This window comes from Micromonospora sp. WMMD1102 (assembly GCF_029626265.1).
Classification (GTDB): Bacteria; Actinomycetota; Actinomycetes; order Mycobacteriales; family Micromonosporaceae; genus Plantactinospora.
In genome coordinates this window covers 6468847-6488585 of the sequence record NZ_JARUBN010000001.1, presented here as the reverse complement: position 1 = coordinate 6488585, position 19739 = coordinate 6468847, and the positions used below count along the sequence as shown (strand labels likewise).

Genomic DNA, 19739 nt, shown 5'->3' with positions numbered 1-19739 from the left:
TCGTCCCTGTCGTGGTGCCGCACCCGACAGGCAGCTGGCGCCTGGCGGGGCGAGCCGTCCAGGTGACCCTGACCGGGGCACTGCTCGGCCTGGTCGGCTGGTCGGTGGCGCGGCGCTGGGACGAGATGCCCGGCGTACTCGACAAACTGTCCGTGCCGGGACTGCTGCTGGCCGGCCTGGCCGCCGTCGCGGGTGGACTCGGCGGCTGCCTGGCCTGGCGGGCCGTCCTGGCCGACTTCGGCGCCGTACTCCCACTGCGGGGTGCGGCGCGGATCTTCTTCGTCGGACAGTTGGCGAAGTACCTGCCCGGCAAGGTCTGGCCGATCGTGGTCCAGGCCCGCCTGGGGCAGGCGTACGGGGTGCCGGGGCGGGCCTCGGCGGCGGCGGCGTTGCTGGCGATGCTCGTCACGCTCGGCACCGGCCTGCTGCTCACCGCCGCCGCCCTGCCGGTGCTCGGCGACCGGGCGGTGCGGGACTACTGGTGGATCCTGCTCGCCGTACCGCCCGCGCTGCTGCTGCTCTGGCCGCCACTTGTCAACCGGCTGCTCGGCGCGCTGCTCCGGCTGACCCGCCGCGAGCCGATGCCCGGGCCGCTCTCCCCGCGTGGCATCGCCGGAGCCGTCGGCTGGTCGCTGGCGACCTGGCTCGGCTACGGCACGCACCTCTGGCTGCTCCTGGTCGACGTCGGTGCGGGCGGCGGCCCGGAACTGCTGCTCGGCGCGCTCGGCGCCTTCGCCGGCTCCTGGTCGGTCGGGTTCCTGCTGGCGGTGGCACCGGCCGGACTGGGCCCCCGGGAGGCGGCGCTGCCGCTGCTGCTCGGTCCGACCGTCGCCGGACCGGCCACGCTGGTCGCCACCGTGCTGTCCCGACTGCTGCTGACCCTGGTGGACCTGCTCCTCCCGGCGGTCGCGATCACGCTGACGTCGCGGTGGTCGCCCCGGCTGCCGTTCCGGTGGTCGTCCCGGTCTCCGTTCCGGTCTCCGTTCCGGTGGTCGTCAGGTCGGCTGCCCCGGCAGTCGACACCGGCCGGGTCGGCGTCGACCACGGGGGAGTCGGCCGGGTCCGCGACGCGCCAGTCGTGACGACGCAACGTGGCGACGGGCGTACGACGGGTTACGCTGCTGCTCGTGCGCTGGCTGGTCTTCGGCAGCTACGACGTACGCCGACATCCCCGGGTCGGCGTACTCGTCGAAGGGCTGCGGGCAGCCGGTGACGAGGTGACCGAGCTGAACGTACCGCTGAGCCTGGACACCGCCGGCCGGATAGCCATCCTCCGGCAGCCGTGGCGGCTCCCGCTGCTCGCCGGCAAGCTGGCCCGCTGCTGGGCCCTGCTGGTCGTGCGCACCCTGCGCGCCCTGCGGCAGCGGCGGGCCACCGGCAGCGGCCCGGTCGACGCCGTGCTCGTCGGCTATCTCGGGCACTTCGACGTGCACCTGGCCCGGCTGCTGTTCCGCCGCACACCGATCGTGCTCGACCATCTCGTCTCCGCCGCCGGCACCGCCCGGGACCGGGGACTCGCCGGTGCCGGAGGTATCCGCGACTCGCTGATGCGGGCGATCGACACCGCCGCGCTGCGCCGGGCCGACACCGTACTGGTGGACACCGCCGAACACCTCGACGCACTGCCGGCGGCGGCCCGGGAGCGGGGGATCGTGGTACCCGTCGGAGCCGGCGCGGAGTGGTTCGCCGCTGGTGCGCGTACCGCCGGACAGTGCTGGACCGGCGACCGGGCCGGCGATCGGGCCGGCGGCGGACGGCGGCTGCGGGTCGTCTTCGTCGGATTGTTCACCCCGCTGCACGGCACCCGGACCCTGGGCGCCGCACTGGCCGCACTCGCCGACGACGACTTGGTCGAGGTGACCGTGGTCGGCACCGGGCAGGACCATCCGGCCTGCCGCCAGGCCGCGGCGGGCAACCCCCGGGTGACCTGGTACGACTGGTTCCCGGCCGGGGAACTGCCCGCGCTCGTCGGCCGGCACCACGTGTCGCTGGGCATCTTCGGCGAGACGACGAAGGCCCGCCGGGTGGTGCCGACGAAGGTGTTCCAGGGCGCCGCCGCCGGCTGCGCCATCGTCACCTCCGACACCGCGCCGCAACGCCGGGCGCTCGGCGACGCGGCCGTCTTCGTGCCGGCCGGCGACCCGCTCGCCCTGGCCGGCGCACTGCGCGAGCTGGCCCGGGACCCGGACCGACTCGCCGAACTCCGGGCGGCAGCCCGGCGCCGGGCTGCCGACCACTTCTGGCCGGCGACCGTCGTCACACCGATCCGGCACGCGATCAGCCCTCCCGGCCACCGGATCAGCCCTCCCGGCCACCGGATCAACCATCCCGGCCGCCGGATCAGCCCTCCCGCCCAGCCGGACTCCGCGGCACCAGCGCCGCCGGTGGACGGGTCCGGTGCGTCGACGCCGGCCGGCGGCACGGTGGGGTCCACTCCGACAAGGCAGCCCGGATGAACGCGCTGGTGGCCGACCCGCCGCTGCCGCCCCGGGCGGCGCTGCGCTGGCACGTGGTGCGCCCGATCGTGGCGCAGTGCCGGCCGGCGACCATCCTGGAACTCGGCTGCGGGCTCGGCTCCGTCGGCACCCGGCTGGCCCGACTGGCCAGCTACACCGCGGCCGAACCCGACCCGCGCAGCTTCCGGACCGCGCACGACCGGATCACCCCGCTGGGCGGGACGGTCCTGAACGGGGATCACCGGCAGGTGCCGGCCGGCGTGGGCTACGACCTGGTCTGCGCGTTCGAGGTGCTGGAACACATCGCCGACGACCTGCCGGTGCTGACGGAGTGGCTGACCCTGGTCCGGCCCGGTGGCCGGCTCCTGCTGTCGGTCCCTGCCGATCCGGAGCGGTTCGGCCCCTGGGACACCCTGGTCGGGCACTACCGGCGGTACTCCGCCGAGCAGCTTCGGCAACTGTTGCTCGACGCCGGTGCCAGCGACGTACGGCTGGTGCACTACGGCTGGCCGCTCGGCTACCTGCTGGACTCGGTACGGGACCGCTGGGCGGGTCGTCCGGCCGGGCAGACCGGCGGGACGACGGAGCAGCGGACCTCGACCTCGGGGCGGATCCTGCAACCGCGCGGAGCACTCGCCGGCGAGATGATCCGGATGGCGGTCTCGCCGTTCGCGCTCCTCCAGCGGATGCGCCCGGATCGCGGTCCGGGGCTCGTCGCCGTCGCGACCCGCCCCTGAACCGGGCGGGCCGGGTTCAGCGGCCGGGGACCGCGTCGAGTGCGCCGACCGGTTCGCGAGCTGGGCGAGCCGGGCTCAGGAGCCGGTGGCGGCGTCGAGTGCGGCGACCGGGACGAGCGCGTACGGGCCGTCCTGCGCCACGGCCGTCGTCCCGATCGACTCGGGCAGCCAGTCCGGGCGCTTGTCGAGGTTGACCAGGACCAGGTCTCCGGGACGGGTCGGTTCGGTGTGCAGGGTCGCGGCGGTGAGCTGCTGCGGCTTGAGCCGCCAGTAGTAGGCGAGCCACCGGGCACTGGTCGCGCTGGTGCCGGCGATCCAGGCGTACCGCTGGCCGGCCGACGGCGGGTGCCCGGAAACGAGCCTGCCGGCGCGGGCGGGCTCGTCGACCAGACGCTGCCGGTCCGGGCCGGCGACCAGCACCCCCAGGTACGCAGCCAGCGTCGTCCCGGCCAGTACCGCCGTGGTCACCCGGACCGACCGCCGTGCCAGCCGCTGTGCCAGCCGCGGTGCCGGTCCCCGGGCCAGTCGCCGTGCCGGTCGCTGGGGCTCGGTGCTGAGCAGGTCGGTCAGCCGGTCCAGCAGTACGCCCGCGCCGACGAGCCCGACCACCAGGACCGGATACGACCAGTACGAGTGGACGAAGGCACCGTTGTTGAACCCGAGGATCCAGGCGACGGTGAAGCCGGCCGCCACCGCCAGGTAGATCCGGGTACGTCGATCCCGCAGCCCGGCCAGCACGCCGAGCGGCAGTGCGGCGAGGTACCAGACCGGCAGCAGTTCGGAGACGTGCCCCCACTGCCGGCGCAGGAACTGCGGCACCGTGTACCCACCCCCGGTGCTGCGCAGCTCGGCCTGCCCGCCGAGCAGGGCCAGCCCGGTCACCCCGACCACGTAGCCGACGCTGATCGCGACTCCGGCCAGCATGCTCGCCCCGACCAGCACCGTCACCCGGTCGAGCCGGCGTGCCGCCAGCAGCCACAGCCCGAGTACGGCCGCGAACCCGACGCCGGGCCAGGAGACCAGGGTGCTGAGCAGCGCGGCGACGCAGGCGGCGGCGACGAGCCGGCGACCCGGATCCGGCCGGGCGCGCAGCCGGACCACCAGGGCGGAGAGCGCCAGGATCGGGCCCAGGTCGAACATCAGCGGGCTGTAGACCCAGTAGAACGGGGTGGCGACCGTCAGGCCGAGCGCCAGCAGCGTCGCCGACCAGCGCAGGCCGAATCCGCGCAGCAGCGCGGCGCCGGCCGGGATGACCAGCAGGGCCAGCAGGTACGCCGGCAGCCACACCTGGTACTCGCCGTCGCCCGGCAGCAGCCCGGTAAGCGCGGTGAGCAGGTTGAACAGCGGCGGATGGTGCGCGTACGGCGTCGCGGCGTACGGCAGCCAGTCGGCACCGAGGTGCGAGCCGAGGATGCCCTGCTCCTGGAGGTTCCGCAGGTGCAGGGCGTACCGGCCGACGATCCGGCCCAGGTGGTTGTCGCCGTACGGCATGCGGAGCAGCGGGAACCAGGTCAGCGCCACGACGCCGGTGATCGCGGCGACAGCGGTCCAGCCCCGCCGCTCGACCCGGCGAGCCACCGCGTCAGGTTCCCGAGCCGCCGACGTCGATATCCGGGCGGCGGTGGCCTGGAGTCCGAGGCCGGCGTCCCGGACCCGCAGCAGCGCGGCGGCGGTCGGCAGCAGCGCGCGGGCGGTCGGCACCGTCCGGCTCACGAGCGGTTTCCGGGCGGCCAGTCGATCCTGGACCGCACGATCAGGTCGGCGAGCAGCGCCACCGCGCCGACGATCAGGCCGGCGCAGAGCAGCAGCACGGTGTTGGTGGCGATCCGGACCGGATGCGCCACCAGGTCGTAGACGATTTTGCCGGAGCCGACCGTGAGCATCAGCAACGACGGCGGCATCAGCACCTTGAGCGGGTTGAAGTACATCACCATCCGGAGCACCTGGAGGAGATAGCGGTAGGCGTCCCGGACGAAGTGGAACTTCGACGAGCCCGACCGGCGGGCATAGGAGATCGGCACGTAGTGCACGTCGTGCTGGTTGTGCAGGAACGCCATCGTGATGGTGGTCACGCAGGAGAAGCCGGGCGGAAGCAGCCGCAGGTAGGGCAGCGAGACATCCCGGCGAAAGGCGCGCAGCCCCGAGTTGAGGTCCGGGATCCGGGTGCCGGCCAGCCACTCGGCGACCTTGCGGATGAACCACTTCGCGGGTACCCGGAGGAGCTTGTGGCTGCCCTGCTCACTCGTCCGGGCGCCGACGACCTGGTCGACGTGCGGGTCCCGGAGCAGCAGTCGGACGAACTCGGGAATCCGTTCGTTCGGATAGGTCATGTCCGCGTCGGTCCACACCACGATGGAACCGCGCGCCTGTTCGGTGCCGATCCGCCGGGCGGTGCCGGAACCGCCGTTGCGGTGGAACGCCAGCAGCCGCAGCCGGGGGAATCGGCCGGCGGCGGCGCGCAGGACCTCCAACGTGTCGTCGGTGGAGGCGTCGTCGATCGCCAACAGTTCGTAATTCAGGCCGCTGGTGTCCAGTGCCGCGCAGATGCGTTCGATCTCCGCCAGTACGTGAGCCTGTTCGTTGTAACACGGCAGTACGACGGTCACCTCGACCGGCGCGTTGCTCTCCCGGCTGACCTGGGCGGGTACGACGGAAACCTCCGTGCCCGGCCGGTCGAATCGGCCGTTCACCGCCATGTGAGCCCGCCTTCCGCCGCCTCGTCGCGACGACCGTGAACGGCGCGGAAATCGCACGGGTCGCCGTATCCGTGCTCACGGTATAGCAGTTTCCGGTCCACGCACGCGACGCGCCAGAACGCCGGTCGACTTTACGGACGTGAATCGGCGCCGAATTCTTTTCTCGATTGGATGTGTCGATATAGAGGCACCGAACGGACTGTCGAATGGGCGTACCGCCGCCGGGGTGTCCTATGGGTTGTGTCGCGCAGCGAGGCGGAGTGCGGTGCCGGGCGCCGGACCGCTGCCGGCGGCATAGGGTTGATCGCTTGACTGAGATGACCTACCGCCGGTTGGGCGAATCCGGGCTCGTGGTGTCCGTCGTCGGGATCGGCTGCAACAACTTCGGCCGCAAGCTCGACGCCACCGGCACCCGCGCCGTGGTCGACGCCGCCCTCGACGTCGGGATCAACTTCTTCGACACCGCCGACATCTACGGCGAACCGCACGGCGGGTCGGAGGAGCAGCTCGGTGCCGCGCTGCGCGGCCGGCGGGACGACGTCGTGCTGGCCAGCAAGTTCGGCATGAGCATGTCCGGGATGAACGGGCCGGACCACGGCGCCCGGGGCGCCCGCCGCTACGTCGCCCGGGCCGTCGAGGCGTCGATGCGCCGGCTCGGCACCGACCACATCGACCTCTACCAGCTGCACGAGCCCGACCCGGGTACGCCGATCGAGGAAACGTTGAGTGCGCTCGACGACCTGGTCCGGGCCGGCAAGGTCCGCTACCTCGGCAACTCCAACTTCGCCGGGTGGCAGATCGCCGACGCCGCCTGGACGGCGCGTACCCGGGGCTGGACGCCGTTCGTCAGCGCGCAGAACGAGTACAGCCTGCTGAACCGGGCGGTGGAGACCGAGGTGGTGCCGGCCGCCCGGCACTTCGGGCTCGGCCTGCTGCCGTTCTTCCCGCTCGCCGACGGGCTGCTCACCGGCAAGTACAAGCGGGGCGCGCCGCCACCGCCGGACAGCCGGCTCGCCGGCACCAGCCCGAGGTACGCCGCCCGGCTGGCTTCCGCGCCCTGGGACACCATCGAGCGCTGGAGAAGTACGCCGCCGAGCGCGGGCGCAGCCTGCTCGACGTGGCGATCGGCGGCCTGGCCGCCCAGCCGGCGGTGACCTCGGTGATCGCCGGTGCCACCACCCCCGACCAGGTACGCGCCAACGCCGCCGCCGGCCGCTGGCAGCCCACCCCCGACGACCTCAGCACCCTCCACACCCTCCTCTGACCCCGCCCGCACCAGGCTCTCTCCCGTCGACCTGGACAACAGAGGCGTTACGACGCCCGGGTAACGCCTCTGTTGTCCAGGTGAGTGGGTTGCCGCATGCCGGCCAGCCCGAACGATTCCTGTGCTGCACCGGGTCGATGAGGACGGTCGGGTGCGGATCAGCGCGGGCGGGCGGAACGTTCGCGGAGCGCCTGGGTGAGCTGGGCGAGTAGGCGGGCGGGGTGGCGCAGGACGTCGTCGGCGGTGAACCGGAGCACGGTCCAGCCGGCGGCACGCAGCTCGTTGTACCGGGAGACGTCCTGGCGGAAGTGTGCCCGCTCGCGGTGGTGGTGACCCTCGTACTCCAGGGCGATCCGCAGCCCCGGGTACGCCAGGTCGACCCGGCCGACGAACCGCCCCCGGCTGTCGTACACCTCGTGCTGGGCGGTCGGGGGCGGTAGTCCGGCGTCGACGACCAGCAGCTCGCCTGCCCCGCACCACCGACGCCCGCCACCCGCCGCCCACCGCCGCGCCGCCGGCCGTCGCTCGGCCGTCGACCTGGACAACAGAGGCGTTACCCGACCGGGGTAGCGCCTCTGTTGTCCAGGTGAGCAGGGTGACTGACCATGTTGTCGGCCGCCGGAGGCGGGGCGCCGGGGCGCCGGGCCGTCGGAGTGCCGGGCCGCCGGGATGCGGGGCGCCGAGGCGGTGACGGGGGTGTCAGGGGTGGCGGGTGCGGCGGACGCGTACCAGGAGGGCGCCGAGGGTGGCGACGGCGGCGAGAGCCACCGCGGCGCCGGCCACCCACCACAGCCAGGTGGTGTCGGCAGACCCCGACCCGGCGGTCGGGGCCGGCGCGCGTACCGGTGGGGCGGCCTGGGCGGCGCGGGCCTGCACGACGACGCGTACCTCGGCTGCGGTCGGCTTCGGTGCGCTGACCGTGACCTGCCAGGATCCGGGCGTGAGGATCGGCCCGGTGCTGTAGAAGCCCTTGCCCTCGCCGGCCGGGTTGAGCTGGACCGGGCCGACGCTCCGGCCGCCCTCGCCGGTGGCGGTCAGCACCAGCCGTACGCCGGTCTCCACCGGATGCCCGTCCTGGTAGCTGGCCTGCACGGTCACCCCGGTGGACCCGTCGCCGGCGACCAACAGTTTGATGTTGTCGCCGTGCGCGCCGGCCGGGGCCGCCGGCACCAGCCCGGCGGCGAGGAAGAGGGCGCCGAACAGCAGCGGTACGAGCGCCCGGACCCCGGAATTCCGCCGGAGGGCTCGCACGGGTCGACGTGGCATTCGGGTACTCCTTCCCGGCGGACACGCCCGCCGGACCATGTCCCGACGAGCGAGCCCGTCGGTCTTCTGCCGACGAGCGAGCCCGCCGGTCTTCTCCCGGCAGTGGGCCTGCCGGACGGGTGCGGGGGCGGTCGCCTGTCGGTGACCGCCCCCGCGCCTACCTGACGTGCCGGAGGCTCCGGCTCAGAGCCGGCTGCCCCGCTTCACCCGGGTCGGGTCCTCGACCAGCCGGCCGGTGCCCTGCACCGACTTGCCGTCGTTGGCTCTGACCCCGGCGGCGCTGGGGTCGCCACCGAGCCGCACGATCATCGCGTCGGCGTCCCGGATCAGTACGTCCCGGATCTCCGCCTCGGCGACCAGCCCGGTGTCCGAGGCGAGCGCCTTGAACTGGTCGAGCTGCTTGATCGCCTTGTTGTCGTTGCCGTTCGCCTCGGCCTGGCGGACCGTGTCGAGCTTGTTCGACAACTGCTTGTGCCCCTTGGCCGACAGCCGACCCGTCGCCTTGAACCGGTCCAGCAACTGTTGCATGTCCCGGAACGAGGTGGTGACGAAGAACCGTACGGTCGAGGTCGTCGTGTTGCCGGCCTTGTCCGTGGCGGTCACGGTCAGCTCGTGCAGGCCGAGCGGCAGCTCGTACATCGCCTGCAGGGTGTTCGGCTGGTAGGGGCGACCGTCGAGCGTGCCGACCGTCGCCTTGATCCCGGAGGTCGGGTCGACGGCCGACCAGTTCACCCGGACGTCCTGGCTGTCACCGTAGAGCTGGCCGTCGGCCAGCCCGGAAACCAGTACGGTCGGCTTGTCTCCGTCGATCTTCAGGATCGCCGACTTGAGCGTCTCGACGTTGCCGGCGGCGTCGGTGGCCCGGTAGAGCAGCTCGTGCTGCCCGTTCCCGGTCACGTTCACCGGCTCGGTGTACGCCGTCCAGGGTCCGCCGTCCAGCGACCACTCCAGGGTGGCCACTCCGCTGCCGGCGTCGGTCGACGACAGCGTCACCGGGATGGTGCCGCTGTGCCAGCCGTCGTCGGTCGGCGGGGCGAACTCGGCGGTGCTGACCGGCGCGGTGGCGTCGATCTTCACCTCGACCGACTTCGTCTCCTCGACGTTGCCGGCCTCGTCCACCGACCGGAACCGGACGGTGTGCGTGCCGTCCCCGGCGACCGGTACCGGCTCCGAGTAGGCCGTCCAGGTCGTCGCGGTGTCGAGTTGGTATTCGGTGCGGGCCACCCCGCTGCCGCCGGCGTTGTCGGTGGCAGCCAGGGTCACCGTCACCGGGCCGGTGTACCAGCCGCCGGTCGGGGTCCCCGACACGGTGGCGGTGGTCACCGGGGCCACCTCGTCGGCCGCCTCCGTGCTGAGCCGGAAGTAGTCGAACGAGACGGTCTTCGACGCGGTCTGCGCCCCGCCGAGGCTGAACAGACCGATCCGCGGCGTGGCGCCGACTGCGGCGTTGGTCAGCGACTCGAACTCCGTCCAGGTCGTCCCGTCCGCCGAGTACGACGCCGTGTAGGTGTCACCCGACTTTGCCAGTCGCAGCTGCCACACCGAGTCGGTGAGGTCGGTGACCTGCGGCTGCGGGTCCTGCACGGTGGCGTCGATCTCGCTGCGGAACTCGATCCGCCGGCTGACCGGCTGACCCACCTGGTTGTCGGCGATGAAGTCGAGCTTCAGGTAGTTGTCGTCGTCGCCGTAGACGAGCAGACCGGCCTGCTGGTACTGCTCGTCCAGCTTGCTGCCGTCGACCTTCGTCTCGATCGTCCAGTCGCCCTCGGGAGCGGTCTGGAGCACGAAGTTCGTCGGCCCGGTGTTGTTGCCGGTGTAGATGTCACCGTTCGGCACGTCGACGTGCAGCGCGCCGTCGGCGACCCGGTACGCCGTCGGGTCCTCCCGGACGATTCCGTCCCACCGGCACTTGTCGAGGGTGGTCCCGGTGAACTCGTCGTTCGGGGTCACCTCGCCGGCCGGCTCGTCGGGCGTGACCTGGAACCAGTCGAAGCTGGCGTCCACCACGGGTGCGGTGGTGCCGCCGTTCAGCGCGAACAGCCCCACCTTCGGGTCGGTGATGCCGGCCAGCGCCGCCGACCGGCCGACCGGGGTGAAGGTCTGCCCGTCGGCCGAGAAGGCCGCGGTCAGGTTCACGCCGTCGCTGGTCAGCCGCAGGTAGACCGAGTCACCGGCCGGTGCGGGCGCCGAGTCGCCGCTTTCGTTGCGCGGGGTTCCGGCGGTCTCCCGGATGAACTCGACGACCCGGCTGCCGTTGTACAGCAGGTCCAGTTTGGCGTAGTTGTCGTCGTCGCCGTACACGATCAGGCCGGCCTGCTGGTAGTTCTCGGTCACCGCCAGGCTGACCTTGGTGGTGGCCTGCCAGCTGCCGTCCGGCGCCGGTTGCAGGACGACGTTGGTGGCGTCGTTGCGGCTGCCGTACAGGTCGCCGGAGGAGGTGGGCAGCACCAGGGAGCCGTCCCGCACACCGTAGAGCTGGTTCTCCCGGAGCACAGTCGACCAGCGGGCCTTGTCCAGCTCGCTGCCGTCGAACTCGTCCGAGCGGGCCCCGAAGCACGAGTTGTTCGGCGCCTCCACCCGCACCGGCACGCTCGCGTACGCGGCGGCGCCGCGCGAGTCCGTCACGGTAAGGGTCGCGGTGAAGTTGCCCGGGGCGGTGTACGTGTGCGTGGCGTCCAGGGTGTCCGCCGTGCCCCCGTCCCCGAAGTCCCAGGCGTACGTGAGCGGTTCGTCGCCCTCGGCGTCGCTGGCGGTGCCGTCGAAGCTCACCGCGACCGGCGCGGTGCCGGTGTTCGGGGTGGCGGTGGCGGTCACCGTCGGCGGCGCGTTGTCGGTGACGCCGCGACCGACGAACTCGACCCAGTTGACGTTGACGATCGCACCCGTGCCGGTGGCCCCGACCGGGTTCTTGGCCACGAAGTACAGCGGCCCGCTCGTCGTGCTGGGGGTCGCCAGCTCGGCCGTGGCGTTGGTGAAGGCCTGCCAGCCGCCGGTGTCCGGCACCGTGGCGGTGGCCAGTACCGGGCCGTCGGCCGCGCCGGACCGTACCTCGATCCGGGCGCCGCCGCCGGCCGAGGAGGCCCGGAACCGGAACCCGGTGATGTTCGTCAGGTTCGTCGGGTCGAAGGTCCAGTAGTCGCCGTCCTCGACGAACGCGATGTTCTGGAAGCCGCCCTCGACGTCGGAGGTGGCCTCGGTCTGCACGCCCGGGTCACCGCCGCCGACGCCGTCCGGCGCCCGGCCGGTCGCCGAGAAGTACTCGGCCTGCTTCCGCTTCGGCTGCAACTGCTCGATCGCCCGGCCGGTCAGCGCGTTCGACCCGCCGGCTCCGCCGCCGTCGGTGTAGCTGGCCTCGAAGACCGCGAAGACGTCGGCGTCGGCGCCGTGCCCGGAGGCGAGCGAGGTCTGCACCGTGCCGGTGCAGCCGGTCTGATCGTCGAGCGGGTGGGCGTGCTCGTCGTGGCCCAGGTAGTACTGCAGGACCACCCGGTCGCAGTCGATCTCCCCGTCCTCCGGGTCGGTCACCTTCACCGTGTACTTGACCTGGTCGCCCCAGTCGAAGAAGCCGCCGTCCGGCGGGAACTCGATGGTCACCGTCGGGGCGGTGTTGCCGACCGTCACCGGTACGTTCGCCACCGCCGTCCGGCCGGTGTCGCCGGTGACGGTTAGCTGGGCGGTGTAGTTGCCGGCCGCCGCGTAGGTGTGCGTCGGGTTCGGCTCGGTCGAGGTGGCGCCGTCGCCGAACGCCCAGGCGTAGGTGATCTCTCCGCCGTCCGGGTCCCGGGAGCCCTCGCTGGAGAACGCCACGGTCAGCGGCGCCGGGCCGGAGGTCGGCTCCGCGCTGGCGACCGCGATCGGTGCCCGGTCCCCGGCGATGTAGTCGATCCGGTAGACCCCGGAGTTGTCGTTGTTGCCGCCGAAGCCGCTGCCCCACTCGATGAGGTACAGCGCGCCGTCCGGGCCGAACTCGAAGTCCATCGGCCGGAGGAAGGTCATCCCGGTGAGCATCTGGTTGATGTCCACCAGGGACTTTCCGTCCGCGGCGACCTGGAAGGCGTACATCTTGTTCTGGTTCCACTCACCGAACGTCGCCTTGCCGTCGTAGTACGCCGGCCACTTGCGGTCGGAGGTGTTCGCCGGGTCGTACCGGTAGACCGGGCCGCCCATCGGGGCACCGCCGCCGCCGATCTCGGGGAAGAGCGGGTTGCCGCCGTAGTCGTAGTCGACGGTGGCCGGGATCGCCGGCGGCAGGTTGGTCAGCCCGGTGTTGTTCGGCGAGTCGTTCACCGGGGCGGCACAGTCGAACTTCGCCCCGCTCGGCCCGGACGGGAACTGGTAGTCGTTGTAGGCGTAGTTCGCCCCGTGGCAGTACGGCCAGCCGTAGTTGCCGGCCTCGGCGACGATGTTCCACTCCACCGTCCCCTCCGGACCGCGGTTCGGGTTCGCCGCCCCGGCGTCCGGGCCGTAGTCGGCCACGTAGAGGGTGTCGGTCTTGGGGTCGATGCCGATCCGGAACGGGTTCCGGAAGCCCATCCCGTAGATCTCCGGCCGGGTCTTCTCGGTGCCCGGCGCGAAGAGGTTGCCCTCGGGGACGGTGTACGTCCCGTCGTCCTCCGGGTGGATCCGGAGCACCTTGCCGCGCAGGTCGTTCGTGTTGCCGGCGCTGCGCTGCGCGTCGTAGTCCTGCCGGCCCGGCCGCTCGTCGATCGGGGTGAAGGAGTTCGACTCGAACGGGTTGGTGTTGTCGCCGGTGGCCAGATAGAGGTTGCCGGCGCTGTCGAAGGTCATGCTGCCGCCGGCGTGGCAGCAGGTGTTCCGCTGCGTCGTCACCTCGAGCACGATCTTCTCGCTGGCCAGGTCGAGGGTGTCACCGACGACGGTGAACCGGGAGAGGTAGTTGCGCGGGCCGCCGCCGTTCGGGGCGTAGTAGAGGTACACCCACTTGTTGCTGGCGAAGTCGGGGTCGAGCCGGAGGCCGATCAGCCCGTCCTCGTTGCCGCCGAAGACGTCGAGGTCGGCGGCGGTGACCGTGGTGCCGGTGTCCGGCTTGACGATCTGGACCCGGCCGTCCCGCTCGATGTAGAAGACCCGGCCGTCGGCGGCGACGTCCAGCTCCATCGGGTTGTTCGTGTTGCTGTCCAGCGTGATCTTCTCGAAGCTGCTGGTCAGCGAGGCGGAGCAGTCGGCCTCGACGGCACCGGCCGCGGTCTGGATGCCACCGAGCAGGTGGCCCAGGAACTCCGGCTCGGCGTACGACTGCTGGGTGTGGCCACCGGCCGTGTACCAGGCCCGGCCGCCGTCGTAGTCCTGGCACCAGGCGAACGGGTGGTCGTGGCCCATCGCCCCGGCGCCCGGGGTGTAGCTGCGCTCGTCCAGCGAGGCGAGTACGTGCACGTCGCCGCGCGGGTTCTCGCGGAAGTTGTACCACTCGTCGTACCGGGACCACTGCGCCGGCAGGTCGTTCGTGGACTCGTGCGCGGGGTCCTCGACCTTGATGGTGGCCTGCTGGTTGGCCGGGTGCGAGGCGAAGTACGCGCCGACCAGGTCGCCGTACCAGGGCCAGTCGTACTCGGTGTCGGAGGCGGCGTGGATGCCGACGTACCCGCCGCCGGCCTGGACGTACCGCTCGAACGCGGCCTGCTGCTCCGCGTTGAGTACGTCGCCGGTGGTGGAGAGCCAGATCACCGCCTGGTACCCGTCGAGGTTGGCGTCGGTGAACGCGGTGGAGTCCTCGGTGGCGTCGACGGTGAAGCCGTTGTCGGCACCGAGCTGCTGGATCGCGGCGATACCGGCCGGGATGGAGTCGTGCCGGAAGCCGGCGGTCTTGGAGAAGACCAGCACGCTGAACGGCTCGGCCTGGATCGCCGGGGCCTTCCCCATCGGTGCCGGGGCCTGCGGAAGCGCCGCCGGGGCGGCCAAGGCCGGGGTCGGGGCCAGCATGGTCGTGCCGAGCAGTACGGCCGCGGCGGTGCCGACCAGGCGACGGAAGAGTCTCGGGCCGTGCGGGCCGGAAGCGGGTCTGCGGTGGGGGTGTGGGGGGTGCGAGGTGCCGCCGGGGCGGCCGGGAGTGGACACGGAGGATCTCCTTGGTCCGCGAAGGACAGAGGGATCCCGCGCCGGACGCCGAAGCCGCCACGGGGGTGTGGTGGTACGCCCGGAGCTCGCCGAAGCACCGGCCGTCGAGGTCTTGCCTTGTGGTCGGGGTCTTGCCTTGGGGTCGGGTTTTGCCTTGGGGTCGGGGTTTTGCCTAGTGGCCGAATTTTGCCTTGTGATTGAACAAATTAGGGCCGGGCGCTGGCCGGTCGGAATACGACGGTGAGGTTAATTCGGGTAACGGTTGCGTAACGGGACGGCGCGATCCGGATAGGACAGACATATCCCTCCGGTGCCGGTCAGCCGCTCCGGAACGGCGGTACGTGCTTCGATGTCGATCCTGTGCGCTGGGCCACGGCCCTTTACGGATTCGTGACCGGCGACGTACGCTCGCCGACAAGTAACCCACGGGAGCCCGGTGGACCGGGCTGAGAGGGGGGCTGCGAGCCCCCGACCGTCGAACCTGATCCGGGTAATGCCGGCGCAGGGAGGAGCGTTGCCGTGCTATCCATCGGACGACTTCACCTCATCACCGACACCCGGCCGGGGCGGGACCCGCTCGCCGTGGTCGACGCGGCCCTGGCGGTCGCCGGCCCCGAGCTGGTCGTACAGGTCCGGGTGGAAGACGACGCCGACGACCGGACCGGGTACGAACTGGCCGCCGAGGTCACCGGCCGGTGCGCCGCCGTCGGGGCGACCTGCCTGGTGAACGACCGGCTGCACCTGGCCCTGGCGGTCGGGGCGGCGGGCGGGCACGTCGGCGCCCGGGACCTGCCGGTCGACGCCGCCCGCCGGGTGCTCGGCCCGGACGCCGTGCTCGGCGCGACCGCCCGGGACCCGGAGACCGGCGCGGCGGCGGTCGCGGCCGGCGCCAGTTACCTCGGCGTCGGCCCCTGCCACGCCACCTCCACCAAGGACGGCCTGCCCGCCCCGATCGGCCCGGACGGCATCCGCCGGGTCGCCTCGGCGGTCCCGGTACCGGTGATCGCGATCGGCGGGATCACCGCCGAACGGGTACCCGCGCTGCTGGCCGCCGGGGCGTACGGGGTGGCCGTGGTCGGTGCCGTCGCCAACGCCGCCGACCCGTCCCGAGCCGTCGCCGACCTGCTTACCGCACTCGCCACCGTCCCGCCCCCACCCCTGCCGGAGCGGGGATTCCCACCGGGGTGGGACCCCCGGCGGGGATCCCCGACCTCCGCGCGGGGTGCGGGGGCGGCGGGATGGTAGGCACCGGCCGGGCGGACGTCGCCGTGGTGGGCGGCGGGCCGATCGGGCTCGCCGTCGCCTGGCGCTGCGCCGCCCGGGGCATGCGGGTCGACGTGTACGACGACGACCCCGGCTCCGGCGCCTCCGACGTGGCGGCCGGGATGCTCGCCCCGGTCGCCGAGACGTACTTCGGCGAACGGGTGCTGACCGGACTGCTCGTCGAGTCGGCGGCCCGCTGGCCGGGATTCGCCGCCGAACTCGGCGAGTACACCGGAGTGGACCTCGGCTACCGGACCGAGGGGACACTCACCGTCGCGCTCACCTCGGACGACCTGGCCGAGGCGGAGCGGCTCTGGACGTACCAGCGGAATCTCGGACTGCCGGTCACCCCGCTGCGGCCGGCGGAGCTGCGCGAGCGCGAGCCGCTGCTCGCCACCCGGCTGCGCGGCGGTGCGTTCGCCCCCGGCGACCACCAGGTCGACCCGCGCCGGCTGGTCGCCGCGCTGCGGGTCGCGGCCGAACGCGCCGGGGTGAACCTGGTGCCCCGGCCGGTCCGGCGGCTCGCCGAGCTGGACGCGGCGGCCACGGTCGTCGCGGCCGGCTGCGGCACGGCGGCGCTCACCGGCCTGCCGGTCCGGCCGGTGAAGGGGCAGATCCTGCGGCTGCGCGCCCCCGGCGGCGCGACACCCGGCTTCCGGCACGTGATCCGGGGCCACGCCGACGGCCGGGGCGTCTACCTGGTGCCCCGGATCGACGGCGAGGTGGTGGTCGGGGCCACCGTCGAGGAGCGCGCCGACCTGGCGGTCACCGCCGGAGCGGTGTTCGAGCTGCTCCGGGCCGCCACCGAGGTGCTCCCGGAACTGACCGAGTACGAGCTGGTGGAGGCGCGCTCCGGGCTGCGCCCCGGTACGCCGGACAACGCGCCGCTGCTCGGCCCGCTGCCGGACCGGCCCGACGTGGTGGTGGCGGCCGGGCACTTCCGGCACGGCATCGTGCTCACCCCGCTCACCGCCGACCTGGTCGCCGACCTGCTGGCCACCGGGGTACCCGACCCGGCGCTCGCGCCGCTGTCACCGGCCCGGTTCGCCGAGCTCCCGACGCCGACGGCGCGACCGGCACGGCCGGGCGCGGCTTCGGCGCCGAGCCGGGCGGACCGGGACGGGAAACCGGCGGCCCGGCCGGCAGAGGTGCCGGCGGAGGCGGTCGACGGGCCGGTTACCGGCGGGCGGCGGGCGGAGCCGGACGACGAGACGAAGAGGGTGGGGAGGACGCGGTGGAGCTGACCGTGAACGGAGTCGAGCAGCGGCTGCCCGGCGAACTGACCGTGGCGGACCTGGTGCGGCAGATCACCAACGCGCACCGGGGGGTGGCGGTGGCGGTGAACGGCGAGGTGGTGCCCCGGGGTGGCTGGCCGGCCCGGCAGCTGCGCGACGGCGACCGGGTCGAGGTGCTGACCGCGGCGCAGGGCGGGTGAACGGCATGACCCACGGACTCACCGACCGCGAACTCGAACCCGCCGCCGAATCCGGGCGGAGCGCCGATCCCGGGCGGAGCGCCGATCCCGGGCGCAGCGCCGATCCCGGAAGCGATCTCGTACCCGGAACCGGTGTGCAGCCGGACGCTGGGTTCGTGCTCGCGGGCGAGCGGTTCGGCTCCCGGCTGATCCTCGGCACCGGCGGCGCGACCAGCCCGTACGTGCTGGAGCAGACGATCCGGGCCAGCGGCAGCGAGCTGGTCACCGTGTCGCTGCGCCGGATCGACAGCAGCGCCACCATGGGCGGCGGCATCCTGGAGGTGCTCTCCCGGTGCGGCGTGCGGCTGCTGCCGAACACCGCCGGATGCCGTACCGCCGCCGAGGCGGTCACCGTGGCGCGACTCGCCCGGGAGGCGTTCGAGACGCCGTGGGTCAAGCTGGAGGTGATCGGGGACGACCGCACCCTGCTGCCGGACGCGGTCGAGTTGGTCACCGCCGCCGAGCGGCTGGTCGCAGACGGTTTCACGGTGCTGCCGTACGTCACCGACGACCCGGTGCTGGCCCGCCGGATGGTGGACCTTGGCTGCCCCGCGGTGATGCCGGCGGGTGCCCCGATCGGTTCCGGGCTGGGCATCACCAACCCGCACAACCTGCGGCTGCTGCGGCAGAACGTGGACGTACCGGTGATCCTGGACGCCGGTGTCGGCACCGCCTCGGACGCGGCCCTGGCGATGGAACTCGGCTGCGACGCGGTGATGCTGGCCAGCGCGGTGACCCGGGCGGCCGACCCGGTGCGGATGGCCACCGCCATGCGGTACGCGATCGAGGCGGGCCGGCTGGCCGCCGGTGCCGGGCGGATCCCGCGGCGCTTCCACGCGCTCGCCTCCACCCCGGACGAGGGGCGGCCGGAACTGTGACCGGCCCCCGCGGGATCGTGCTGGTCACCGACCGGTGGCAGGCGAACCGGCCGCTCGACGAGGTGGTCGGGGCGGCGGTCGACGGCGGGGTCCGCTGGGTGCTGCTGCGCGAGCGGGACCTGCCCCGACCGGAGCGGCTCGACCTGGCCCGGCGGCTGCGGGCGCTGCTCGCCCCGGTGCACGGCACCCTGCTGGTCGCCGGGCCGGACCCGCTGGACGGCGGCGCTGTGCACCTGCCGGCCGCCGGCCCCTATCCGCCGCCCGCCCTGCCGCTGGTCGGCCGGTCCTGTCACGACCTGGCCGAGCTGGGCCGACTTACCACAGAGGACTACGTGACCATCTCGCCGCTCTTTCCGAGCCCGTCCAAGCCGGGATACGGCCCGCCGCTCGGGACCGCCGGCCTGGCCGGGCTGGTCGCCGACAGCCCGGTCCCGGTGCTCGCGCTCGGCGGCGTGGCCACCCCCGACCAGGTCACCGCCTGCCTGGCGGCGGGTGCCGCCGGGGTGGCGGTGATGGGTGCGCTGATGCGCGCGGACGATCCGGCCGGACTGTCCCGGGAACTGTGCGCGGTCGCCTCTGCCGGGTCCGGCGTTCCGGCGGTCGCATGCGCCGAGCCCGGCGTCCCGGCGGGCGCCTCTGCCGGGTCCGGCGTCCCGGCGGTGCCCACCGCCGGCACGGGGTGGCCCCGGTGACGCCGCCGGTGGTGTTGACGGTCGCCGGGTCGGACTCCGGGGCGGGTGCGGGGATCCAGGCCGACCTGAAGGTCTTCGCCGCGCTCGGCGTCTACGGCACGTCGGTGATCACGGCGGTCACCGCACAGAACACCGGCGAGGTACGGGCGGTCTTCCCGGTGACCGCCGAGATGGTGACCGCACAGCTGCGCACCCTGGCCGAGGACCTGCCGCCGCTGGCGGTCAAGACCGGGATGCTCGGCGAGCCCGAGGTGGCGGACGCGGTGGCCGAGGCTGCCCGGGACGGGCTGCTGCCGAACCTGGTGGTCGACCCGGTGCTCGTCTCCACCAGCGGAGCCCGGCTCGGCGTGGTCGGGGCGATCGAGCGGCTGCTGCCGTACGCCCTGGTGGCGACGCCGAACCGGGCGGAGGCGGCGGCGATCCTCGGCCGTGCGGTCTCCGGTCCCGACGAGATGGCGCAGGCGGCCCGGCAGCTTGCCGCGGGCGGCCCCCGCTACGTGGTGGTGACCGGCGGCGACAGCGACGACTCCGGGGCCGCGACGGGCGGCGGGGTGGAGTTCGGCGGCGCGGTCGACGCGCTCTGGACCGGTACCGAGGTGCGGCTGCTGCGCCGGCCGTGGGTGCCGACCCGGAACACCCACGGCACCGGCTGCTCCTTCTCGGCCGCGATCGCCGCCCGGCTGGCGCTCGGCGACCCGGTGCCGGACGCGGTGGCCTTCGCCAAGGAGTACGTGACCCGTGCGCTGCTCGGCGCCCGCGCCTGGTCGCTGGGCGGCGGTCACGGGCCGCTGGACCACTTCGGCTGGTCCGCCCCGACGGCGCCCGACCGTGACTCCGCGCCCGCGCCGTCCGGCGGTTCTGTTCCGTCTGCCGGTTCTGTTCGGTCTGACGGTTCTGTTCCGTTCGGCGGCGGCGGATCGTCCAACCGCTCCGGTTCG

Annotated in this window: 12 protein-coding genes, 3 pseudogenes and 1 riboswitch; of the genes and pseudogenes, 10 read left to right on the top strand and 5 right to left on the bottom strand. The window is 73.3% G+C overall.

Annotated elements, in window-relative coordinates:
- Positions 1 to 14: 14 nt before the first annotated feature.
- From O7626_RS29095 to O7626_RS29085, 3 genes are read left to right on the top strand one after another with little or no spacing between them, the layout of a single operon-like run.
- Positions 15 to 1082 (top strand): lysylphosphatidylglycerol synthase domain-containing protein, encoded by a 1068-nt coding sequence (locus tag O7626_RS29095; RefSeq protein ID WP_278064250.1) that lies wholly within the window; start codon positions 15 to 17, stop codon positions 1080 to 1082.
- 45 nt (positions 1083 to 1127) lie between these two features.
- A complete protein-coding gene (locus tag O7626_RS29090; RefSeq protein WP_278064249.1) occupies positions 1128 to 2456 on the top strand; it encodes a glycosyltransferase in 1329 nt (442 codons plus the stop codon).
- The gene (locus tag O7626_RS29085) at positions 2453 to 3193 is read left to right on the top strand and encodes a class I SAM-dependent methyltransferase (protein WP_278064248.1); all 741 of its coding nucleotides are present in this window, start codon (positions 2453 to 2455) and stop codon (positions 3191 to 3193) included. The genes O7626_RS29090 and O7626_RS29085 overlap by 4 nt, the downstream gene beginning before the upstream one ends.
- A gap of 75 nt (positions 3194 to 3268) precedes the next feature.
- Here the strand turns inward: O7626_RS29085 and O7626_RS29080 are convergent, their stop codons facing one another.
- Positions 3269 to 4906 (bottom strand): hypothetical protein, encoded by a 1638-nt coding sequence (locus O7626_RS29080; RefSeq protein WP_278064247.1) that lies wholly within the window; start codon positions 4904 to 4906, stop codon positions 3269 to 3271.
- Positions 4903 to 5889 carry a glycosyltransferase family 2 protein gene (locus O7626_RS29075; protein ID WP_278064246.1) on the bottom strand — a complete coding sequence of 329 codons (987 nt, stop codon included), beginning with the start codon at positions 5887 to 5889 and terminating at the stop codon, positions 4903 to 4905. Before O7626_RS29075 ends, O7626_RS29080 begins: the two co-directional genes overlap by 4 nt.
- A gap of 317 nt (positions 5890 to 6206) precedes the next feature.
- On the opposite strand from O7626_RS29075, the pseudogene O7626_RS29070 reads away from it, so the two are divergent.
- Positions 6207 to 7153 (top strand): annotated as a pseudogene (locus O7626_RS29070) (aldo/keto reductase).
- 158 nt (positions 7154 to 7311) lie between these two features.
- Here O7626_RS29070 and O7626_RS29065 read toward each other — a convergent pair.
- The 3 genes from O7626_RS29065 to O7626_RS29055 form a co-directional block, all read right to left on the bottom strand.
- Positions 7312 to 7698 (bottom strand): DUF559 domain-containing protein, encoded by a 387-nt coding sequence (locus O7626_RS29065; protein WP_278064245.1) that lies wholly within the window; start codon positions 7696 to 7698, stop codon positions 7312 to 7314.
- Positions 7699 to 7852: 154 nt separating this feature from the next.
- Complete coding sequence (locus tag O7626_RS29060; protein ID WP_278064244.1) at positions 7853 to 8419, bottom strand: hypothetical protein; 567 nt, start codon at positions 8417 to 8419, stop codon at positions 7853 to 7855.
- A 183-nt stretch (positions 8420 to 8602) separates the two neighbouring features.
- Positions 8603 to 14359 (bottom strand): ThuA domain-containing protein, encoded by a 5757-nt coding sequence (locus tag O7626_RS29055; protein ID WP_278066365.1) that lies wholly within the window; start codon positions 14357 to 14359, stop codon positions 8603 to 8605.
- A gap of 550 nt (positions 14360 to 14909) precedes the next feature.
- A riboswitch (TPP riboswitch) is annotated at positions 14910 to 15019 on the top strand.
- On the opposite strand from O7626_RS29055, the pseudogene thiE reads away from it, so the two are divergent.
- The 6 genes and pseudogenes from thiE to thiD form a co-directional block, all read left to right on the top strand.
- Positions 15014 to 15631, top strand: a pseudogene (gene thiE / locus O7626_RS29050) (thiamine phosphate synthase); the annotation flags it as partial. It overlaps the preceding riboswitch by 6 nt.
- Positions 15632 to 15732: 101 nt before the next feature.
- A complete protein-coding gene (gene thiO / locus O7626_RS29045; protein WP_278064243.1) occupies positions 15733 to 17001 on the top strand; it encodes a glycine oxidase ThiO in 1269 nt (422 codons plus the stop codon).
- Positions 16992 to 17192 carry a sulfur carrier protein ThiS gene (gene thiS, locus O7626_RS29040; protein ID WP_278064242.1) on the top strand — a complete coding sequence of 67 codons (201 nt, stop codon included), beginning with the start codon at positions 16992 to 16994 and terminating at the stop codon, positions 17190 to 17192. Before thiO ends, thiS begins: the two co-directional genes overlap by 10 nt.
- 5 nt (positions 17193 to 17197) lie before the next feature.
- On the top strand, positions 17198 to 18109 hold the full coding sequence (locus O7626_RS29035) for a thiazole synthase (protein ID WP_278064241.1): 912 nt from the start codon (positions 17198 to 17200) through the stop codon (positions 18107 to 18109).
- Positions 18106 to 18801: a thiamine phosphate synthase gene (locus O7626_RS29030; protein ID WP_278064240.1), complete on the top strand. Its 696-nt coding sequence runs from the start codon at positions 18106 to 18108 to the stop codon at positions 18799 to 18801. Before O7626_RS29035 ends, O7626_RS29030 begins: the two co-directional genes overlap by 4 nt.
- Positions 18798 to 19610 (top strand): annotated as a pseudogene (gene thiD, locus O7626_RS29025) (bifunctional hydroxymethylpyrimidine kinase/phosphomethylpyrimidine kinase); the annotation flags it as partial. The gene O7626_RS29030 and the pseudogene thiD, both read left to right, overlap by 4 nt.
- Positions 19611 to 19739: the final 129 nt, after the last annotated feature.

Excerpts from the sequence above, each read along its gene's own strand:
- O7626_RS29085 (WP_278064248.1), top strand. The coding sequence starts at position 2,453 with ATGAACGCGCTGGTGGCCGACCCGCCGCTGCCGCCCCGGGCGGCGCTG.
- O7626_RS29075 (WP_278064246.1), bottom strand. The coding sequence starts at position 5,889 with ATGGCGGTGAACGGCCGATTCGACCGGCCGGGCACGGAGGTTTCCGTC.
- O7626_RS29060 (WP_278064244.1), bottom strand. The coding sequence starts at position 8,419 with ATGCCACGTCGACCCGTGCGAGCCCTCCGGCGGAATTCCGGGGTCCGG.
- O7626_RS29055 (WP_278066365.1), bottom strand. The coding sequence starts at position 14,359 with ATGCTGGCCCCGACCCCGGCCTTGGCCGCCCCGGCGGCGCTTCCGCAG.
- thiO (WP_278064243.1), top strand. The coding sequence starts at position 15,733 with ATGGTAGGCACCGGCCGGGCGGACGTCGCCGTGGTGGGCGGCGGGCCG.
- O7626_RS29035 (WP_278064241.1), top strand. The coding sequence starts at position 17,198 with ATGACCCACGGACTCACCGACCGCGAACTCGAACCCGCCGCCGAATCC.